The organism is Desulfomicrobium orale DSM 12838, from assembly GCF_001553625.1.
Classification (GTDB): Bacteria; Desulfobacterota; Desulfovibrionia; order Desulfovibrionales; family Desulfomicrobiaceae; genus Desulfomicrobium; species Desulfomicrobium orale.
The window spans coordinates 2,617,406-2,633,142 of record NZ_CP014230.1 but is presented as its reverse complement, the minus strand read 5'-3'; the positions used below and the strand labels follow the sequence as shown (position 1 = coordinate 2,633,142).

Genomic DNA, 15,737 nt, shown 5'->3' with positions numbered 1-15,737 from the left:
TTGGATACGTCCGCAGAGATGATATACCAGAGGACATTACAGAGAATGCTACTCATGAGAGAGTTCATGGGACAAACATATGGGGGCCAAAACCAAAACCACTTCCATAACTACGGAAGAGCTGTCGGCTCCTTTACCGTCATCCCCTTCACGTCTGTAAAAGAGCGCCACTTTTCCGCGCTGACCTGTTCCATCTTTTCAGCCTTCTGCTGGCTCGCCAGGTCGGACTGGACTCGTGTCGCAACGAGTTCTCTGAGCTGGCGGGCCTCGTTTATCTGGATCGTCGCAAGCTGATTGCCGGCCTGGAGTGCCTGCATCTGGCCTTCCGGCGTGGATATGAGTTCGTTGATGTATTCCTGTAATTTTTCTGTGTCGTTTTGCAGTTCGGCAAGCTGGGAGCCGGAAAGCTGGAAAGTCGCCCTGGTCGCAATATCAACGCGGTCGGACCACCTGTCCCAATACTCTTTGTAAGCCGCGTTCGCGGCCGCGATCTCTTCCGGGCTCTTCGCTCTGCCGAGACGTTCAGACTCCGGGCGGCGTTTGTACATTTCAACAAATATGTCACCCAGACCTATTATATCGCCACGCATGGTCTGAAGCTCGGCTGTGCGTCTCGCAAGATGAAGTAATGTTTCTCCAAGTTCCAAAAGCAGATTGGGCTTCAGCTTCCTGGTATTTTGCAGCATATTTTCATACTGCTTGATATTGTTCTGGAGTATTTCAATCTGCTTTTTTGTCTGAATGACGCTCTCTCCATACTGTTTGTTCAGCACAGCAAGCTGCTCAAGATTTGTAATACGGTCTAAAAGCTGAATGAATTGATTGCTGCAATTCACGCAGAACACTGTCCGTGCAGCGAAAGAATTTACTCCAAAAAGAAGAAGAATGATAAATATCAATGCCTTTTTCATATTTCCTCCCATGTATTCCGCCAGTCTTTATTTCCAATGATCTCTTTTATGTGGTTGATGCTTTTCTTGTCAGATGACCCTATCCATCGAAGTGTCTTTTTACCCAGGGCAAGCTGTACAAGTCTTCTTCCCTCTGGAGTAATGATATAATAATCCCGTTTCTGTGTTGACGTTGCGACAATATCAATCTGTCGGGAATTAAGCCCGATGTCCGTATACAGGTCTCTCTGTGTCTCCTGATTTGCGGATATATTTGGCAGCAGTATTTTCGTCGGGCAGGATTCAACCAGAACGTCAAGGATTCCGCTGTGCCTGGCATCGGACAGGCTTTGTGTCGCCAGCACGACCGCGCAGTTGGCTTTCCGCAATACCTTCAGCCATTCGCGGATTTTCGCCCGGAACACCGGGTGCCCGAGCATGACCCAGGCTTCGTCCAGGATCAGCAGGGCGGGCGAGCCGTCCAGAGCGGATTCAATACGGTGGAAGATGTACATGATGACAGGCAGCAGGTTCTGGTCGCCCATCTTCATCAGTTCCTCGATCTCGAAAACCATGAAAGAGGACATGCCCAGGCTGTCGGTCTGGGCGTCAAGGAGGTGCCCCATTGCGCCTTCGGTCGTGTAGTGGGCGATGGCTTCCTTCACTTCGATATGTGGGACGATATGCCGGAAATGGGAGAGCGAGCGCATGTGCGGCGGCTGATCCCGCAGCAGCATCATTGCATCGTGGATGGCCCGCTTGTGGGCGGGCAGGACCTGCACGCTCTGTAGCTCCATGAGCGAAGCAATCCATTCTTCCGCCCAGCTCACGTCCGTGTCTGAATCCAGATATTGCAGCGGTGCGAAGGCAAGATCCCCATGCCCGACATCGTAATGATCGCCGCCAGCGCCGGCGCAGAGCGGGAACAGGCTCATGCCCTTGTCAAATGCAAAGATCTTTGCCCCCTGGTAGCATCTGAACTGCGCCGCGATGAGGCCCAGCAGGGTAGACTTGCCCGCCCCGGTGGGGCCGAAAATCAGGGTATGACCAACGTCGTCCACGAACAGATCAAACCAGAAGGGCGTTGAGCCGTCTGTTGTGACCACGGCCAGGCACCGGGAGTTTTTCGGGAAACGGGGATTCTGGCAGACCGGCTGCCCGGTCCACGTCGTCGAAAGCGGCAGCAGGTCCGCCAGATTGAGGCTGTTTATGAGCGGCCGCCGCTGGTTCGCGTAGCTGTTCCCCGGCAGGGACCCCAGCCAGGCTTCCACTGCATTGATTGATTCCTTGCGGCAGCCGAAGCCGATGCTCTGTATGACACGGCGCAGCTCCCGCGCATAGTCGTCCAGGGTTTCTTTCGACGTGTGCATGATGACGACGCAGGATGATAGATAACCGGCGCTGACCGTGCCGCTCTGGACTTCGGCCTTGGCCTCCTCCGCGTCCTCACGCATCGCCAGGGCATCCCGGTTGGCGCGCGCATTCGGGTTGTTGAAGAACTGGTCGAAGAACCGGAATACCTGCTGATTCCAGCCTTTGACATATGTCGTGATCTCCCGTGTGGCGTCGTATTGGCTCAGGCAAATGTAGCGGGTCGTGTAACGGTACTCGAAGGGCAAAGCATCGAGGGCGGACAGCATCGCCGGCCACGACTCCTGCGGCAGGCCGTCGATGGAGATGACCGCAATATGCTTGTCGCCGATCTTCGGCTCGATGCCGCCGATGAAATCCTGATTGCCGAGAACGGCATCCAGGTACATTGGAGTTCTGGGCACGCGGATGCGATGCAGCTCTCCGGATATGAAGGACTCCAGATAAGAGAGAAGCTCGGAATAAACAGCCCGGCCGGCATCATCTTCAACCGTGTATTCCGTGAGCCGGACAAGGGTCAGGATAGATGCCAGAGCATCTTCCAGCTCGGCCAGCACTGTCTTGAAGTAGTTCAGATTCTTGAGCGTGACCGCGCCGCCGGTGTGCTTCATAAAGCGCGGCTTGTAGGTGACGATGACGGTGGTGGACGTGCTGTAGCAGACATCCTGCCCGAAGAACGCCCGCCGTTCGTCATCAATCGCCTGGGTGACCGGATCGGGAAAACGCGACATGGATGCATGCGGGTATGCCTGTTGCGTATTCCTGGCAGCGGAAACATGCAGCATCCAGCCTGTCCCGAGGCTCTTCACTGCATTGTTGAACTGGACGGCAACATAGTTCAATTCTTCATGCGTGGAACTGTCCGTATCCCTTCCGCGCACTTCCCATCCCGCAAGAAATGATCCGTCTTTCTGCAGGACAATGCCCGGATCAATAAGCCCGGCATATGTCAGCAGATCAGGCAGACCTTTCGCTTTGGTCCGGAAATCAGACAACGCTAGCATTTATAGCCTCCAAGACTGCCCCGCCACCTGGATGACTTGGCAAGATAGACTGGCTGCTGCGAGACGTGCCGCAACCAGACTTTCGTCATGATCGGATCACGCTGCGCCATGCCGCGCAGGCAGAAGATCGCCACAATCCAGAACAGTATCGACACTGTTATGGAGAGAAACGTCAGCCCGCCCAGGCCCACGAGCAGCGCAATAAGGGCGCTGATCATCACGGGTTCGCGCTCCCCGCCCAGCACATGGGCCTGACGGTGCAAAGACTGATGTATGGTCCGGGTCTCCATTAAATAACCGCGCCGGAGAAAGAAAAGACGCTGTTCACGATGCTTGCGGCAAAGGCAATGAAACTGATGCCGAAGACCACAGAAAGGAGCAGCTTGAATGCTCCGGAGATGTCATCCTTGTTCAGGATGAAAATGACACCGCAGAGAGCCATTGCGACGATGGAAATCCATTTACCTGCCGGACCGGTTATAGTGTTCACAACTTTTTCGAGCGGGCTGGAAAATTCAGATATGCCGCCGCTTGCCAAAGCAAATTCAGGAAGCATGAAGAAAATGACTCCAAGGAAGAAAAAGAAGAATGCTCTAGGCTTCATAAATGACCTCCGTATTGTAGGTTAAGGTTGCAGAATCAAAAGAATCCACACGCATCATGTTTGAAATACGCCGGATACCATCCGTTGTTTTTTCCATATAGACGATAAGATCCACAGCCCGCCCTATGAGCTTTTGCTTGGAGCCAAGCCCGGCTTCTTCGACGATCTCTTCAAGGCGTTCCAGCGCCTCTTCCGCGCTGTCGGCGTGGAATGTGCCGATGCCGCCGGGGTGGCCGGTGTTCCAGAGCTTCAAAAGCTCCAGAGCTGCGGCGTCGCGGACTTCGCCTATTAAAATGCGGGTGGGATTGTAGCGCATGCAGACCTTGGCCAGCTGGCGCAGTCCGATTTCCGCCCCGGGAATCGAACTGGTCCGCAAGAAGACCTTGTTTTTGCTGGTGCATTGCAGCTCTGCCGTGTCTTCGAGGATCACCAGACGGTCATCCGGACAAAGCGCGGAAATGCGGTCGATGATCGCATTGACGAATGTCGTCTTCCCGGAGCTGGTGCCGCCGACAACAACGATATTTTTTCTGTGGGCCACGGCGTCGGTGATGATCCCGATGCCTTCGGTGGTAATCGAGCCAGCCGCCCGGTATTCCTCCAAAGTGAAGACCTTGGAGGCTTTTTTGCGGTGTGTGAAACTCACACCCGGCCCGACGATCGGCGGAAATGCGCCCTCAAACCTGGCACCATCCAAAGGGAATTCGCCTTCCACGATGGGCGTTTTGTCTGTGACCACGACACCGAGGGCCGAGGCCACCAGGGACAGGATCATCTTACCCTGGGACAGCGGCAGGGAACCAATGCATTCCTGGCCGGCACCATACCTTTCTACCCATAACGTCCCGTCAGGATTGAGCATTGTTTCGATGATCCCGGTATCTTCCAGCGCCCCGAGCAGCAGAGGGCCGCAGTTATGACGCAGGCTTTCGATGAGCCGCTTGTCTGTACTGACTCCGTATACCTGGTTATCCATAAGCTCTCCCGATCAGCACAAGCACATTGACGATTGCTGACAGTGCAATGATGCCAGTGCACCACCTTAAATCACGTTGAAATGTCACATAATCCTTCAGATTTGATTTAAGCTTGTTGACTGTTGTTTGTGATAATGCATCCACAATCTGTCCGGCATTATCTCCGATCATCTTTTTCAGGGCATCTCCATGCTTGTTGTGCATCTCTTTGAGCTGATTAAGATATGCGTTGTGGATGCTCACAATCATCATAATCGGATCATCCTTGGGGATATACGTCTTATGTATTTCAGCAAGCCGCTTGCTGATCTCTTCCATGTTTATCGAATAATCTTCATGGATAAGATATTCTGGATTTGTTTCTTTCATGATACGAATTCAGTCTGTTGCATGATTGAAATGATCTGATTCCAGTATTTGTTAAGTCTTGAGCGCACGACGATATTTTTACTGGATTCAATGCCTTCTCTGAAGCTCATACGCTTTGCGCAAAGCTCCTCGATGTCTTTGCCGAACGTCGCCGGATTGACCTCGGGCAGCTGGATTATTGTGTTTATCTGATGTTTGTGGTCGTCATAAATCTGAAAATCAGTGAAAGTAGCACCGTCAACCTGTATGTCTCCAAAGAAAGAATTAAGCCACACGACTATCTTTTCACTTGGATATGACATGAACATTGCCTTGAGCCCCTTGACGGTATCTGTAAGGGCCTGTCCTCCGGTGATAATTGCATGAAAATAGATAGTTGACCCGTTATCAGAAAGAAGTTTTACTATATCATTCTCACGGATATATGCATTCAATGCGACAAATGATGATGCCCCATTGTCAACTATGACATGCGAGTGTTCAGGGAAGGAAACTATATCTTCAATAACGCTGTCAAAAGCACGGGAATTTATGTTATCGCCTTTCATTATATCGACACGCGAGACATCAAATTCCTTGTATCCTTTCAGAGTGGCATTGATCGGATCGGCATCAAAAGCATACACTTCTTTGCCAAAATGATATTTCAATGCCTGATATAATAGAGAAGAGATAAAGGATTTACCTACACCGCCTTTACCCTGTTGAATGAAATGCACTGTGGCCATTTTATTTTACTCCTTTGGTTTAATTAGTTTGCTTTCTAGGTATGAATCTGGATTACAAGGGTCTTTGACCTTGCTTTCTCCAATAATAGGTGGAGAAGATGTTTTGTTTTTATTTTCTTGTTTCGTATGATTATTTTTATGTTCAATATTTTCAGAGCTTTTCTGAAGTCTTTCCTTCGCTTTCCTGTAATGGAATGCGAATGTTGTATATGCCATCTTTATTCCCTTTTCTTGTGAAAGTATCTCATGAACTACTTTTAGTGGATATCCTTCTGCGATCATATTTTTTATGGTTTCTTCGTTTGCAATGAATTCAACTTTTGCAATATTTCTGCTCAATCTTTTCTTCTTCATGGCGTATTCCCTTATTCTCCTAAATTTATGCACAATTATATTATGCGATAGTGTGATTCCAGGACACATTTTTGAGGAAAGTCAGGAGATCACTACCCATTTCTGGATGCAGTGATACTCCTCTGGCCTTAAGAAATCGGTAAAGACCGAATGCCTGGCTGCGCTTTGATTTATCTTTGAGCCCCAAACGTCCTTCCAGCTCCTGAAATTCCTTGATTTGCGTTGGAGAAACATTGCCCCACTCTTCCGTGTGTTTTTGAATTGCGGCAACTTGCTCCGCCCGGGCTATTTCTTCGGCAGACGGGCGCGGCGAGGTGATCGGCGCGCCGGCAAAGTCATCTGCCCAACGCCGGCCGGACAACCAGGTTTCAAGATTGGGGATATAGCGGCCGCCCTCATTACTCGGCGACCACGCCGGATTCTGCTCCCTGTTGAGCTTAATGGCTGCAAGGATCACTTCCAGCTTCGGCAGTGTGCCTTGCTTCCATAGCCGCCTGAATTCTCTCCAGGCTTTTTCGCGCGAGACGAACCTTGGCGGCCGAGGGTAGGCGGCCCAGACCTGCGTGAACGCCTCTTCCGCTTTAACATCACGAAAAGAAGACGCATCCCGCGCCACAGGCGCAGGAGGAACGGCGGGAACAGGGGAGGGAGAGGGGTGTCTTTTAGGTTCTGTATTAATATTATTATATATGCCGCAAATTTTGCGGTCACCGGCGCAAAATTTCTCTTTTTCATCGGAATTATTGTCCTCTTTTTGGAGCCCAAGGGCTTCCCACTCCACATGGTAGCATCCCTGGTCATCTTTCCGGATCAGTCCTGTTTCGATCAGACTCCTGATATAGTTCCGAGCACTGCTTTCGCTTATCCCAAGCTGCTCAGCAAACCATGTGGTTTTGGCGAAGCATCTGCGTCCATTCCTTCGGAATGCTGCGATAAGGGCAAAGACATTCTTTGCCCCTAAAGAGATTTTTTGCTTCGCAAGTAATTTGAATGGCACAATAGGTCCCTCAAAATTGATTCCAGCATAAAGAGTTGCTGTAGCCATTACAGACCGTCCTTACTTTTTTGCCGGAAAAAGGGTAAAAAAACAGAGCCCAGGTCAAAATTGTACTTGACGGGTTATAGCCAAACGGCTATTAAGGGACCGTCCTTACTTAATAAGGGCGGTTCTCCGCTCTGCTTAAGCTCCTTGGCGGCCACCTCGGAGCTTTTGTTTTTCCAGCTAGCCTATACTTCCTGTCCTGTTCTCACGTTGCAGATACTGGCTGGCATCATCAGTCTACGGCCACCACGCCGCAGAGACGCCCAGGGGCGTTTCGCCTTGGGTTGGATGAGAGCGAAGCGGCATCCCTGGTGTCCGCTGCGTGGCTGCAGAAAAAAGAGCGCAAAAAAGCCCGCCTCGGCTGAACGCCAAAGCGGGCTTTTTTTTGGAGGGGGCGAAAGGAAAAAACAAAAGCGCAACAAATATCCAGTTATTCTGGATAGTTATTGCGCCATTTTGGACTGGCGTCCCCAAGGGGATTTGAACCCCTGTTATCGGCGTGAAAGGCCGGTGTCCTGGACCTAGCTAGACGATGGGGACGCTTGGCTGGGCGACTTAGATTCGAACTAAGATTGACGGAGTCAGAGTCCGCTGTCCTGCCGTTGAACGATCGCCCAGCAGAGAGCGTTCCCCGTATGAAAAGGTTCTCTCGGTGTCAAGCGAAGATGCTCTCACCAGGAGCCTCCGGTCTTCAGATCCGGGCGGTAGATGGTCTGCAACACGAGAATGTCCGAATCGGAAAAAAGCCCGTTCTTTTCCTCCTGCGGCTGGCGCGAGTTGAGTACCGTGGAGCGGGCTCGGGTAGGATGCCCCAGGACACCCAAGGCGTGCAGAAACTCATGCCGTACCACCCAGAGTTTTTGTCCGCCCGATGTCTGGAAGTCCAGGTGCAGAATAATATCCGCCCGCCGGATTTTTCCGCCCGGTGAATGAGCTACCAGTGTCATGCCGCGGATGAGGTGCCCGTACTCCGTCCATCCGGCGCTGTCGGAGGTCGCCTGGAGGATGGCCTCCTGCCATTCCTGGTGTGAATCGGTCAGGTAGATGCGCAGATTGGCCGAACCGATGGAGGACGTCTGGGTGATGGACAGATGCGGGACAATGCGTTGGATTTCATTGACGACTGTAGCGATGTAGTACTGTCCTTCGAGCCGGTCCTTGCCGCCGACCCAGAATCTGATGGGCTCATCGAAGCGGGTAATGGTGCCCGTGGGGATGTAGTCCCTGAGGACTTCATCGGAAGCGGCGCAGAGGCTTGCGGACATCAGGAACAGAAGTGTCAGAAGGAAGCGCACGGTCATTATTTTTCCATCATTTCCGGGTTGAAGTGTTTGACATAAGCCCGGTAGCAGGCGCTGACTGGAGAGGCCGGGTCCATGCACGGCAGCAGGTTGCCCAGTGGAGCGGGCGCTGGAGGGGCGATCCTGCGCGGAGCGGGCGACAGCAGGGGGGCGTCCAGAGCGGGGCGGCCGCCCATGAGTTCCATCTGCACTTTCTGAAAATACGTGTTGCCCAGAAAAGAGTTGGCTTTTTCCAGAATCTGCGGGCCAAAGTAGGACAGCTCCTGCATGACCAGCGAGTTGGCCGCACCCAGCAGCATGGTGGTCTTGCGGTGTCCCAGAGGGCGGACGAACTGGGACATGTCCGGGCCCAGAACCTCCGGCCAGTGTCGCCACAGCCGGGCGATGGCCAGTTCCAGCAGGGCTTCTGGCGAGTCCAGAAACTTGTCCAGGGCTTCGCTCGCGGAGTGGATTTTCCGGGTGCGCGTGTTCATGAACGCTGTTCGTACAGGGCCTTCCGGTTCCGGGCAAGAGAGGCTTGACGGTATGTGCCGGACAATGTAGCGCACGACAGATCAAAATATCTTGATATATCATTTTATGAAAATCCTCCTGCAAACCAAGGCACTTGCCGATGAAACCAGATTACGCCTGCTGGGCGTGCTGGCCCGCCATGAACTGAATGTGGGTGAGATCGTTCAGGTCATGGGCATGGGGCAGTCGCGTGTTTCCAGGCACCTGAAGATTCTGGTGGATGCGGATCTGGTGGCCTGTCAGCGGCAGGGGATGTGGGCTTTTTATTCCGCACAGCGGACCCGGAGCGCTCTGCTGCGCGCGGTTCTGAACGAACTGGCGGACTTCCCCAGCCATCGGGCAGACATGCAGGCCGCGGAGCGGGTTCTGCGGGAACGCAGGCATTCCACTGCACGTTTTTTCGACGAGATAGCCTGGGACTGGACCCGGTTGAGCCGGGAAATGCTGGGAGATTTCGACCTGAGCGAAGTCATTGTGCAGCGGGCCGGGAAGGGCGGGACCGTGGTCGATCTGGGATGCGGTCCGGGACTTCTGCTGGAACGTCTGGCCGGGACAGCGGAGCAGGTCATCGGCGTGGACAATTCTTCGCGCATGCTGGAGGCGGCGGCCAAGCGTCTGCCGGACAGCCCCGGCGTGAGTCTGCGCATCGGCGATCTGGAACATCTGCCCCTGCGCGACGCGGAGGCGGACGCGGCGGTCATGTCTTTGGTGCTGCATCATCTGGCCGCACCTCAGGACGGTATTGTGGAGATGGGCCGTGTGATCCGTCCCGGCGGGCTGGCTGTTCTGGCCGATTTTCTGCCGCACGCCAATGAAACTCTGCGTACCCGGTACGGGGACCGCTGGCTGGGCTTCGCTCTGGACGATCTGTGTGACTGGCTCGGCCGGGCCGGATTGCGAATGCTTGAAAGCGCATCTCACGAGGTCAATCTGGGACTCACGCTGGTGGTACTGACAGCCCGCCGCGACATATCGGCCTGACGGCCGGAAAATTTCCAATAAATATTGAAACCAATGGACCAAGGAGTGAACATGATCCAACCCATTGATTCCGCTCTGGAGTACAAGGTCGCCGACATGAAGCTGGCGGGCTGGGGCTCCAAGGAGATGCAGCTGTCCGAGCGCGAGATGCCCGGGCTCATGGCCCTCATCGACAAATACGGCGCCGAGAAGCCGCTGAAGGGCCTGCGCGTCACTGGCAGCCTGCACATGACCATCCAGACCGCCATGCTCATCAAGACGCTGCACGCTCTGGGCGCGGACGTGCGCTGGGCGTCCTGCAACATTTTTTCCACTCAGGACCATGCCGCCGCCGCCGTGGTGGAACAGGGCCTGGCCAAGGTTTTTGCCTGGAAGGGCGAGACGCTCGAAGAATACTGGTGGTGCACGGAAATGGCTCTGACCTGGCCTGATGGAACCGGCCCCGACCTCATCGTGGACGACGGCGGAGACGCCACGTTGCTGGTACACGAAGGTGTGAAGGCGGAGAAAGATCCCTCTTTGGCGGACCGGCAGACGGACAATCGGGAGCTGCGCTGCGTGCTGGACCGGCTGAAGGAAAGTCTGCGCGTGGACGGGCAGAAGTGGACCAAAATTGCGGCCCGCATCCGGGGCGTGTCCGAGGAGACCACCACCGGCGTGCATCGCCTCTACCAGATGGCCAAGGCCGGAGAGCTGCTTTTTCCGGCTTTCAACGTGAACGATTCCGTGACCAAATCCAAGTTCGATAATCTCTACGGCTGCCGGGAGTCCCTGGCCGACGGCATCAAGCGGGCCACGGACATCATGGTGGCGGGCAAGGTGGTGCTCATCTGCGGATACGGCGATGTGGGCAAGGGCTGCGCCCAGTCCATGCGCGGCTTCGGGGCGCGCGTGCTGGTCACGGAGATCGATCCCATCTGCGCCCTGCAGGCGGCCATGGAAGGTTACGAAGTGACTACCATGGACAAGGGCTGCGAAGAGGCGGACATCTTCGTCACCGCGACGGGTAACTACCATGTCATTCGCGGCGAGCACATGATGCGCATGAAGGACGAGGCCATCATCTGCAATATCGGGCACTTCGACAATGAAATCGATATGGAGTTTCTGGAGAAAACGTCCGGCTGCACGCGGGAGAACATCAAGCCCCAGGTGGACAAGTGGATTCTGCCCGGCGGCAAGAGTCTCATCGTGCTGGCCGAAGGCCGTCTGGTGAATCTGGGATGCGCCACCGGACATCCGAGCTTCGTCATGTCCAATTCCTTCACCAACCAGGTTCTGGCCCAGATCGATCTGGCCAAAAACACATATCCGCCTCAGGTCATGATTCTGCCCAAAATTCTTGATGAGGAAGTGGCGAGACTGCATCTGGCCCGTCTGGGCGCGGCGCTGGAAACTCTGACCCAGGAACAGGCCGATTATATCGGCGTGCCCGTGACCGGCCCCTTCAAGCCGGATCATTACCGTTACTGATCAATTCAAGGAGATTTTCATGATTCTCAACGCGGACCACTATCTGTTCACTTCCGAATCAGTGACCGAAGGACATCCGGACAAGATCGCGGATCAGATTTCCGACGCCGTGCTGGACTGCCTGCTGACGCAGGATCCCCGTTCCCGGGTGGCCTGCGAGACTCTGGTCACCACCGGCATGGCCGTCATCGCCGGCGAAATCACCACCGAAGCCTACGCCGACCTGCCCGAAATCGTCCGCTCCACAGTGCGTGAAATCGGCTATGTCAGCTCGGACATGGGGTTTGACGCCGATACCTGCGCCGTTCTGTCCTCCATCGACAAACAGTCTCCGGATATCGCCATGGGTGTAGACCGGGACAAGCCCGAGGAGCAGGGTGCGGGCGACCAGGGCATGATGTTCGGGTACGCCACCGTGGAAACGCCGTCGCTCATGCCCGCGCCGATCTATTACGCCCACGGGCTGAGCCGCAAGCTGGCCGAGGTGCGCAAGAGCGGCGTTCTGGGCTTTCTGCGCCCTGACGGCAAAACGCAGGTTTCCGTGGAGTACCGCAAAGGAAAGCCCGTGCGGATCGACAACGTGGTGGTGTCTTCCCAGCATACGCCCGAGGCGACCAACGAGGAAATTGCCGAAGGCATCAAGCGGGAGGTCATCTTCAAGATCCTGCCCCAGAACATGCTGGACGAGAACACCCGCATCTATATCAACACCACCGGCCGGTTCGTGGCGGGCGGCCCTCTGGCCGACTGCGGCCTGACCGGACGCAAGATCATCAACGACACCTACGGCGGCATGGGTAATCACGGCGGCGGCGCGTTCTCAGGCAAGGACCCGTCCAAGGTGGACCGCAGCGGCGCCTACATGGCCCGCTACGTGGCCAAGAACGTGGTGGCAGCCGGACTGGCCGGAACCTGCGAAGTGCAGATCGCCTATGCCATCGGCGTGGCCGATCCCGTTTCGGTGCTGGTGACCACCGGCGGTACGGGCGTGGTGCCGGACGAAGTACTGACCAAGGCGGTGACGGAAGTCTTCGATCTGCGGCCCTACCACATTACCAAACGGCTCAATCTGCTCCAGCCCATCTACAGGAAAAGTGCCTGCTACGGACACTTCGGACGCGAGGATGCGCTCTTCCCCTGGGAAGTGACGGATGCTATCGAGGATCTGAAAACAGCGGCCAGAATCTGACCTTCCATCGGTATATTTTTGACATCACGGAGCCGGCCTGTGCCGGCTCCATTCATATTGCGGACGCGCTGCCGGGCGCTGTCCGCAGAAGAAGGGGCCGCATTCTGGGAACAACCGGCTGCCGGAGCGGACCATGGACATTTCCCGATCGCCCATTCATGTGTTGTTGAACGATTGCGCGGGCAGTTACGAAAGCGGCGCAACCCGCGAAATCATCGAGCGCGAGTTGCGGGATGCGGGCAGGGAATACCGCATTATCGGTCTGCATCCCGGACCGGAGCTGTCCCGGGAAATTCCTGAGGCCGTGACGCAGGCGGAAGCCGCAGGTGCCGTGGTGGTGGCCGCCGGAGGGGATGGCACCCTCAACGCCGTGGCCCAGGCCGTGTTTGGCCGGAATATGCCTTTCGGCATTCTTCCTCAGGGAACATTCAATTATTTCGCCCGGGAACACGGTATTTCCCAGGAATTGCCCGTCGCCCTGAAGCAGCTGTTGACGGGCAAGGTTCGCCCCGTGCAGGTCGGGCTGGTCAACGGACGCGTCTTTCTGGTCAACGCCAGCATCGGGCTGTATCCGTTTCTTCTGGAAGACCGGGAAGCGTTCAAGGCCAATCTGGGCCGCAACCGCGTGGTGGCCTTGCTGGCGGCGCTCTACACGCTGCTCCTGAAACAGAAGTTCGTGCGTCTGACCCTGATCGATTCTGAAATAAGAAAATGTGTGCGTACACCCATGCTTTTTGTGGGCAACAATCTGTTGCAACTGAAGCAGTTCGGTCTGTTCGATTCGGAAGTGGCCGCCGCGGAGCCTCATGACCCGGCCCTGTTCGGCGTGACTGTTCATCCGAAAAATCCTTTGCATCTCATATGGATGGCTATTCAAGGGCTGCGCGGCGATACGGAGGGAATCGGGAAAAACATTCTCTGCTTTCCCTTCAGTTCCATGACCGTATCCCGCAATGCTTCCTGGCCGCAGCGGAGCATCAAAGTGGCCACCGATGGGGAAACCTGTCTGATGCACCTTCCCCTGCGCTTTGAAGTGCGCCCCAAAGGGCTTTTTCTGGTGAAGCCCGCGTAGGCCGCCATGACCACATTACTTCATCTTTCGGACACTCACTTCGGTACGGAAGTGCGGTCCGTGGCCCAGGCGCTGAAGCGGCTGGCAAGGGAGGAGGGCGTGAACGCCCTCGTGCTGTCCGGAGATATCACCCAGCGGGCCACGCGGCGGCAATTCATGGCCGCGCGGGAGTATGTCCAGGCGCTGGCCGTGCCCCACGTCCTCGCGCTTCCGGGAAATCACGACATCTCCTTGTGGTGCCCGTGGCAACGTCTGATACGCCCTCACAGTCTGTACCAGGAATTTTTCCCGACGCCTTTTGACAGACACGGCCTGACTTCCCTGGTTTGCCCCGGCGTGACGGTCATCGGCGTGAACACCACCCGGCCGCACAGGCACATCCACGGCGAGCTTTCTTCCGACCAGATTGCCGGAGTGGCCCGGCGTCTTACGGCAGCACCGCAGACACTGAAACTGGTCGCGGTACATCAGCCCGCTCATGTGCTCCATGCGACGGAACGAAGAAACCTGCTGCGCGGAAACATGGAGGCGGCCCTTCAGGCATGGCTGGATGCGGGTGCCGATGCCGTGCTTGGCGGACACATTCATCATCCCTACATTGTGCCGGTATCCGGGAACGGACAGGGGCAGCGGTTGTGGATCATTCAGGCCGGAACGGCCGTTTCCAGGCGGGTGCGGGAAAATTATCCCAACTCCGTCAATCTGATCCGCCGGACGTCAGGCGGCACGGCATGGCAGGCCCAGCGCTGGGACTATTCTGCGTCGGCACAGCGTTTTGAGATGAAGGAACAGATTTGCATCCAAGAGGTGTCGCACCCCTGAGTCCGGGCCGGGTCCGCCAGACGCGGAAAGACATTCCGGCCGCCGGAGCTACACCATTCCCGGCCATGACTCCATCTGCCAGCGCCGCAGGGCACTGAACATGTTGGTGCGGATGCGTTTGTCCCCGCCGCAAAGATCCAGCGCCATCTGGAGGGTCTCGGAGCGGGCGGTTCTATCCTTGGACGGACAGGCATTTTCCCAGACCGGCAACGCCCATTGGCGGCAGGCCTGGGTAATGGTGGTCTTGTCCAGCAGCAGAAGCGGGCGGATCAGCGTCAGGCGCCCGTCGAAATAGTTTTCCCTGGGTGCGAGTCCGTAGATCTTCCCCGTCTTCAGCATGTTCATGAAGAAAGTGGAAACCAGATCGTCGGTATTGTGCCCCAAAGCCAGATGGGTCAGCCCGTATTTTCTGCAAATGCCAAACAGGCGCTTTCGGCGGTGCCAGGCGCAGAAGAAACATGGGGATTTCTTGCGGTTTTCCGGCGAATGGGCGCGCGGTCCGAAATCCGTGACTTCCAGATGTCCGGCCACGCCGTGTGCGCGTATCCATTCGGTCAGCGGCGTGTGGCTGGAGGCGTCAAAGCCCGGATTCAGATGGATGACAAAGAGTTCGATGGGGAAGGGCAGGATCCTCTGCCGCAGGAGCATGACCTGAAGCATGACCCAGCTGTCGATGCCGCCGGACACAGCCAGGCCGATACGTGCACCGGGCCAGGCCATGCCCGCCTGCTGCATGGCTTTTCCGGCCTGAGAGAGACAGAATTGCTGCGCGTATTTGAGTTTGCCCCATTGGGCCATGCCGATCTCCTGGCGGTCTGTTTGACAGTCACGAAAGGGGTATTATTCCAGTGCTGCAAATGTTTTCTGGATTTCTGGGATTTTGCCACGCCGTTTGTGCCGACCCGAAGCTGAAAAAAGTTTTGTGCTGAAGAGACAAGGCCGGATTTTATACCGGCGGGAGCGCGTCGTGTAAAGAATTTTCCGGGTATGGACGGGATTATTCATTGACACGGACAGACTGTGTGGGTAGCTTGCAATGTTATTTTT

Annotated in this window: 17 protein-coding genes, 2 tRNA genes and 1 other RNA gene; 5 read left to right on the top strand and 15 right to left on the bottom strand. The window is 55.7% G+C overall.

Translation table 11 applies throughout. The features are described 5' to 3' along the window. Positions 1–110 precede the first annotated feature (110 nt). The 14 genes from trbJ to AXF15_RS12300 all read right to left on the bottom strand — a co-directional run bounded on the left by trbJ (position 111) and on the right by AXF15_RS12300 (position 9,113). Positions 111–911, bottom strand: coding sequence for a P-type conjugative transfer protein TrbJ (gene trbJ, locus AXF15_RS13775; RefSeq protein WP_083518038.1), 801 nt, complete (start codon positions 909–911; stop codon positions 111–113). Continuing rightward, a complete protein-coding gene (locus AXF15_RS12355; RefSeq protein ID WP_066608072.1) occupies positions 908–3,265 on the bottom strand; it encodes a VirB4 family type IV secretion/conjugal transfer ATPase in 2,358 nt (785 codons plus the stop codon). The genes trbJ and AXF15_RS12355 overlap by 4 nt, the downstream gene beginning before the upstream one ends. After that, positions 3,259–3,555 (bottom strand): conjugal transfer protein TrbD, encoded by a 297-nt coding sequence (trbD, locus tag AXF15_RS12350; RefSeq protein ID WP_066608068.1) that lies wholly within the window; start codon positions 3,553–3,555, stop codon positions 3,259–3,261. Before trbD ends, AXF15_RS12355 begins: the two co-directional genes overlap by 7 nt. Continuing rightward, entirely contained in the window at positions 3,555–3,869 is a 315-nt protein-coding gene (locus tag AXF15_RS12345) for a TrbC/VirB2 family type IV secretion system protein (protein WP_066608065.1), read from the bottom strand. Before AXF15_RS12345 ends, trbD begins: the two co-directional genes overlap by 1 nt. Continuing rightward, positions 3,859–4,845, bottom strand: coding sequence for a P-type conjugative transfer ATPase TrbB (gene trbB, locus AXF15_RS12340; protein ID WP_066608062.1), 987 nt, complete (start codon positions 4,843–4,845; stop codon positions 3,859–3,861). Before trbB ends, AXF15_RS12345 begins: the two co-directional genes overlap by 11 nt. Further along, entirely contained in the window at positions 4,838–5,215 is a 378-nt protein-coding gene (locus tag AXF15_RS12335; protein ID WP_066608059.1) for a hypothetical protein, read from the bottom strand. The genes trbB and AXF15_RS12335 overlap by 8 nt, the downstream gene beginning before the upstream one ends. Next, positions 5,212–5,943 carry a nucleotide-binding protein gene (locus tag AXF15_RS12330; RefSeq protein ID WP_066608056.1) on the bottom strand — a complete coding sequence of 244 codons (732 nt, stop codon included), beginning with the start codon at positions 5,941–5,943 and terminating at the stop codon, positions 5,212–5,214. Before AXF15_RS12330 ends, AXF15_RS12335 begins: the two co-directional genes overlap by 4 nt. Before the next feature lie 6 nt (positions 5,944–5,949). Beyond that, positions 5,950–6,297 (bottom strand): TraK family protein, encoded by a 348-nt coding sequence (locus AXF15_RS14145; RefSeq protein WP_151192389.1) that lies wholly within the window; start codon positions 6,295–6,297, stop codon positions 5,950–5,952. Between the two features lie 40 nt (positions 6,298–6,337). Beyond that, entirely contained in the window at positions 6,338–7,342 is a 1,005-nt protein-coding gene (locus tag AXF15_RS12325; protein ID WP_066608054.1) for a helix-turn-helix domain-containing protein, read from the bottom strand. A 214-nt stretch (positions 7,343–7,556) separates the two neighbouring features. After that, positions 7,557–7,619, bottom strand: an RNA gene (locus AXF15_RS12320) — hammerhead ribozyme type II. A gap of 182 nt (positions 7,620–7,801) precedes the next feature. Then, positions 7,802–7,879 (bottom strand) — tRNA-Glu (locus tag AXF15_RS12315). Between the two features lie 3 nt (positions 7,880–7,882). Further along, positions 7,883–7,956 (bottom strand) — tRNA-Gln (locus tag AXF15_RS12310). 54 nt (positions 7,957–8,010) lie between these two features. Continuing rightward, on the bottom strand, positions 8,011–8,640 hold the full coding sequence (locus tag AXF15_RS12305) for a DUF2927 domain-containing protein (RefSeq protein WP_066608052.1): 630 nt from the start codon (positions 8,638–8,640) through the stop codon (positions 8,011–8,013). Beyond that, positions 8,640–9,113, bottom strand: a complete 474-nt coding sequence (locus AXF15_RS12300; RefSeq protein ID WP_066608050.1) for a DciA family protein — start codon at positions 9,111–9,113, stop codon at positions 8,640–8,642. Before AXF15_RS12300 ends, AXF15_RS12305 begins: the two co-directional genes overlap by 1 nt. Positions 9,114–9,219: 106 nt before the next feature. Between AXF15_RS12300 and AXF15_RS12295 the strand changes: the two genes are divergently transcribed. The 5 genes from AXF15_RS12295 to AXF15_RS12275 all read left to right on the top strand — a co-directional run bounded on the left by AXF15_RS12295 (position 9,220) and on the right by AXF15_RS12275 (position 14,690). After that, on the top strand, positions 9,220–10,134 hold the full coding sequence (locus AXF15_RS12295) for an ArsR/SmtB family transcription factor (protein WP_066608048.1): 915 nt from the start codon (positions 9,220–9,222) through the stop codon (positions 10,132–10,134). Between the two features lie 51 nt (positions 10,135–10,185). Further along, positions 10,186–11,607: an adenosylhomocysteinase gene (gene ahcY, locus AXF15_RS12290; protein WP_151192388.1), complete on the top strand. Its 1,422-nt coding sequence runs from the start codon at positions 10,186–10,188 to the stop codon at positions 11,605–11,607. A gap of 19 nt (positions 11,608–11,626) precedes the next feature. Then, positions 11,627–12,796: a methionine adenosyltransferase gene (metK, locus tag AXF15_RS12285; RefSeq protein WP_066608044.1), complete on the top strand. Its 1,170-nt coding sequence runs from the start codon at positions 11,627–11,629 to the stop codon at positions 12,794–12,796. 133 nt (positions 12,797–12,929) lie between these two features. Continuing rightward, the gene (locus tag AXF15_RS12280; RefSeq protein WP_066608043.1) at positions 12,930–13,868 is read left to right on the top strand and encodes a diacylglycerol/lipid kinase family protein; all 939 of its coding nucleotides are present in this window, start codon (positions 12,930–12,932) and stop codon (positions 13,866–13,868) included. A gap of 6 nt (positions 13,869–13,874) precedes the next feature. Further along, a complete protein-coding gene (locus tag AXF15_RS12275; RefSeq protein WP_066608040.1) occupies positions 13,875–14,690 on the top strand; it encodes a metallophosphoesterase family protein in 816 nt (271 codons plus the stop codon). A 48-nt stretch (positions 14,691–14,738) separates the two neighbouring features. On the opposite strand, the gene AXF15_RS12270 is transcribed toward AXF15_RS12275, so the two are convergent. Beyond that, entirely contained in the window at positions 14,739–15,488 is a 750-nt protein-coding gene (locus tag AXF15_RS12270) for a tRNA lysidine(34) synthetase (protein WP_066608037.1), read from the bottom strand. Positions 15,489–15,737: the final 249 nt, after the last annotated feature.

Coding starts and splice junctions, on each gene's coding strand:
- trbB (WP_066608062.1), bottom strand. CDS start 4,845: ATGGATAACCAGGTATACGGAGTCAGTACAGACAAGCGGCTCATCGAA.
- AXF15_RS12330 (WP_066608056.1), bottom strand. CDS start 5,943: ATGGCCACAGTGCATTTCATTCAACAGGGTAAAGGCGGTGTAGGTAAA.
- AXF15_RS14145 (WP_151192389.1), bottom strand. CDS start 6,297: ATGAAGAAGAAAAGATTGAGCAGAAATATTGCAAAAGTTGAATTCATT.
- AXF15_RS12300 (WP_066608050.1), bottom strand. CDS start 9,113: ATGAACACGCGCACCCGGAAAATCCACTCCGCGAGCGAAGCCCTGGAC.
- AXF15_RS12325 (WP_066608054.1), bottom strand. CDS start 7,342: ATGGCTACAGCAACTCTTTATGCTGGAATCAATTTTGAGGGACCTATT.
- AXF15_RS12355 (WP_066608072.1), bottom strand. CDS start 3,265: ATGCTAGCGTTGTCTGATTTCCGGACCAAAGCGAAAGGTCTGCCTGAT.
- AXF15_RS12305 (WP_066608052.1), bottom strand. CDS start 8,640: ATGACCGTGCGCTTCCTTCTGACACTTCTGTTCCTGATGTCCGCAAGC.
- metK (WP_066608044.1), top strand. CDS start 11,627: ATGATTCTCAACGCGGACCACTATCTGTTCACTTCCGAATCAGTGACC.
- trbD (WP_066608068.1), bottom strand. CDS start 3,555: ATGGAGACCCGGACCATACATCAGTCTTTGCACCGTCAGGCCCATGTG.
- ahcY (WP_151192388.1), top strand. CDS start 10,186: ATGATCCAACCCATTGATTCCGCTCTGGAGTACAAGGTCGCCGACATG.
- AXF15_RS12280 (WP_066608043.1), top strand. CDS start 12,930: ATGGACATTTCCCGATCGCCCATTCATGTGTTGTTGAACGATTGCGCG.
- trbJ (WP_083518038.1), bottom strand. CDS start 911: ATGAAAAAGGCATTGATATTTATCATTCTTCTTCTTTTTGGAGTAAAT.
- AXF15_RS12270 (WP_066608037.1), bottom strand. CDS start 15,488: ATGGCCCAATGGGGCAAACTCAAATACGCGCAGCAATTCTGTCTCTCT.
- AXF15_RS12295 (WP_066608048.1), top strand. CDS start 9,220: ATGAAAATCCTCCTGCAAACCAAGGCACTTGCCGATGAAACCAGATTA.
- AXF15_RS12335 (WP_066608059.1), bottom strand. CDS start 5,215: ATGAAAGAAACAAATCCAGAATATCTTATCCATGAAGATTATTCGATA.
- AXF15_RS12345 (WP_066608065.1), bottom strand. CDS start 3,869: ATGAAGCCTAGAGCATTCTTCTTTTTCTTCCTTGGAGTCATTTTCTTC.
- AXF15_RS12275 (WP_066608040.1), top strand. CDS start 13,875: ATGACCACATTACTTCATCTTTCGGACACTCACTTCGGTACGGAAGTG.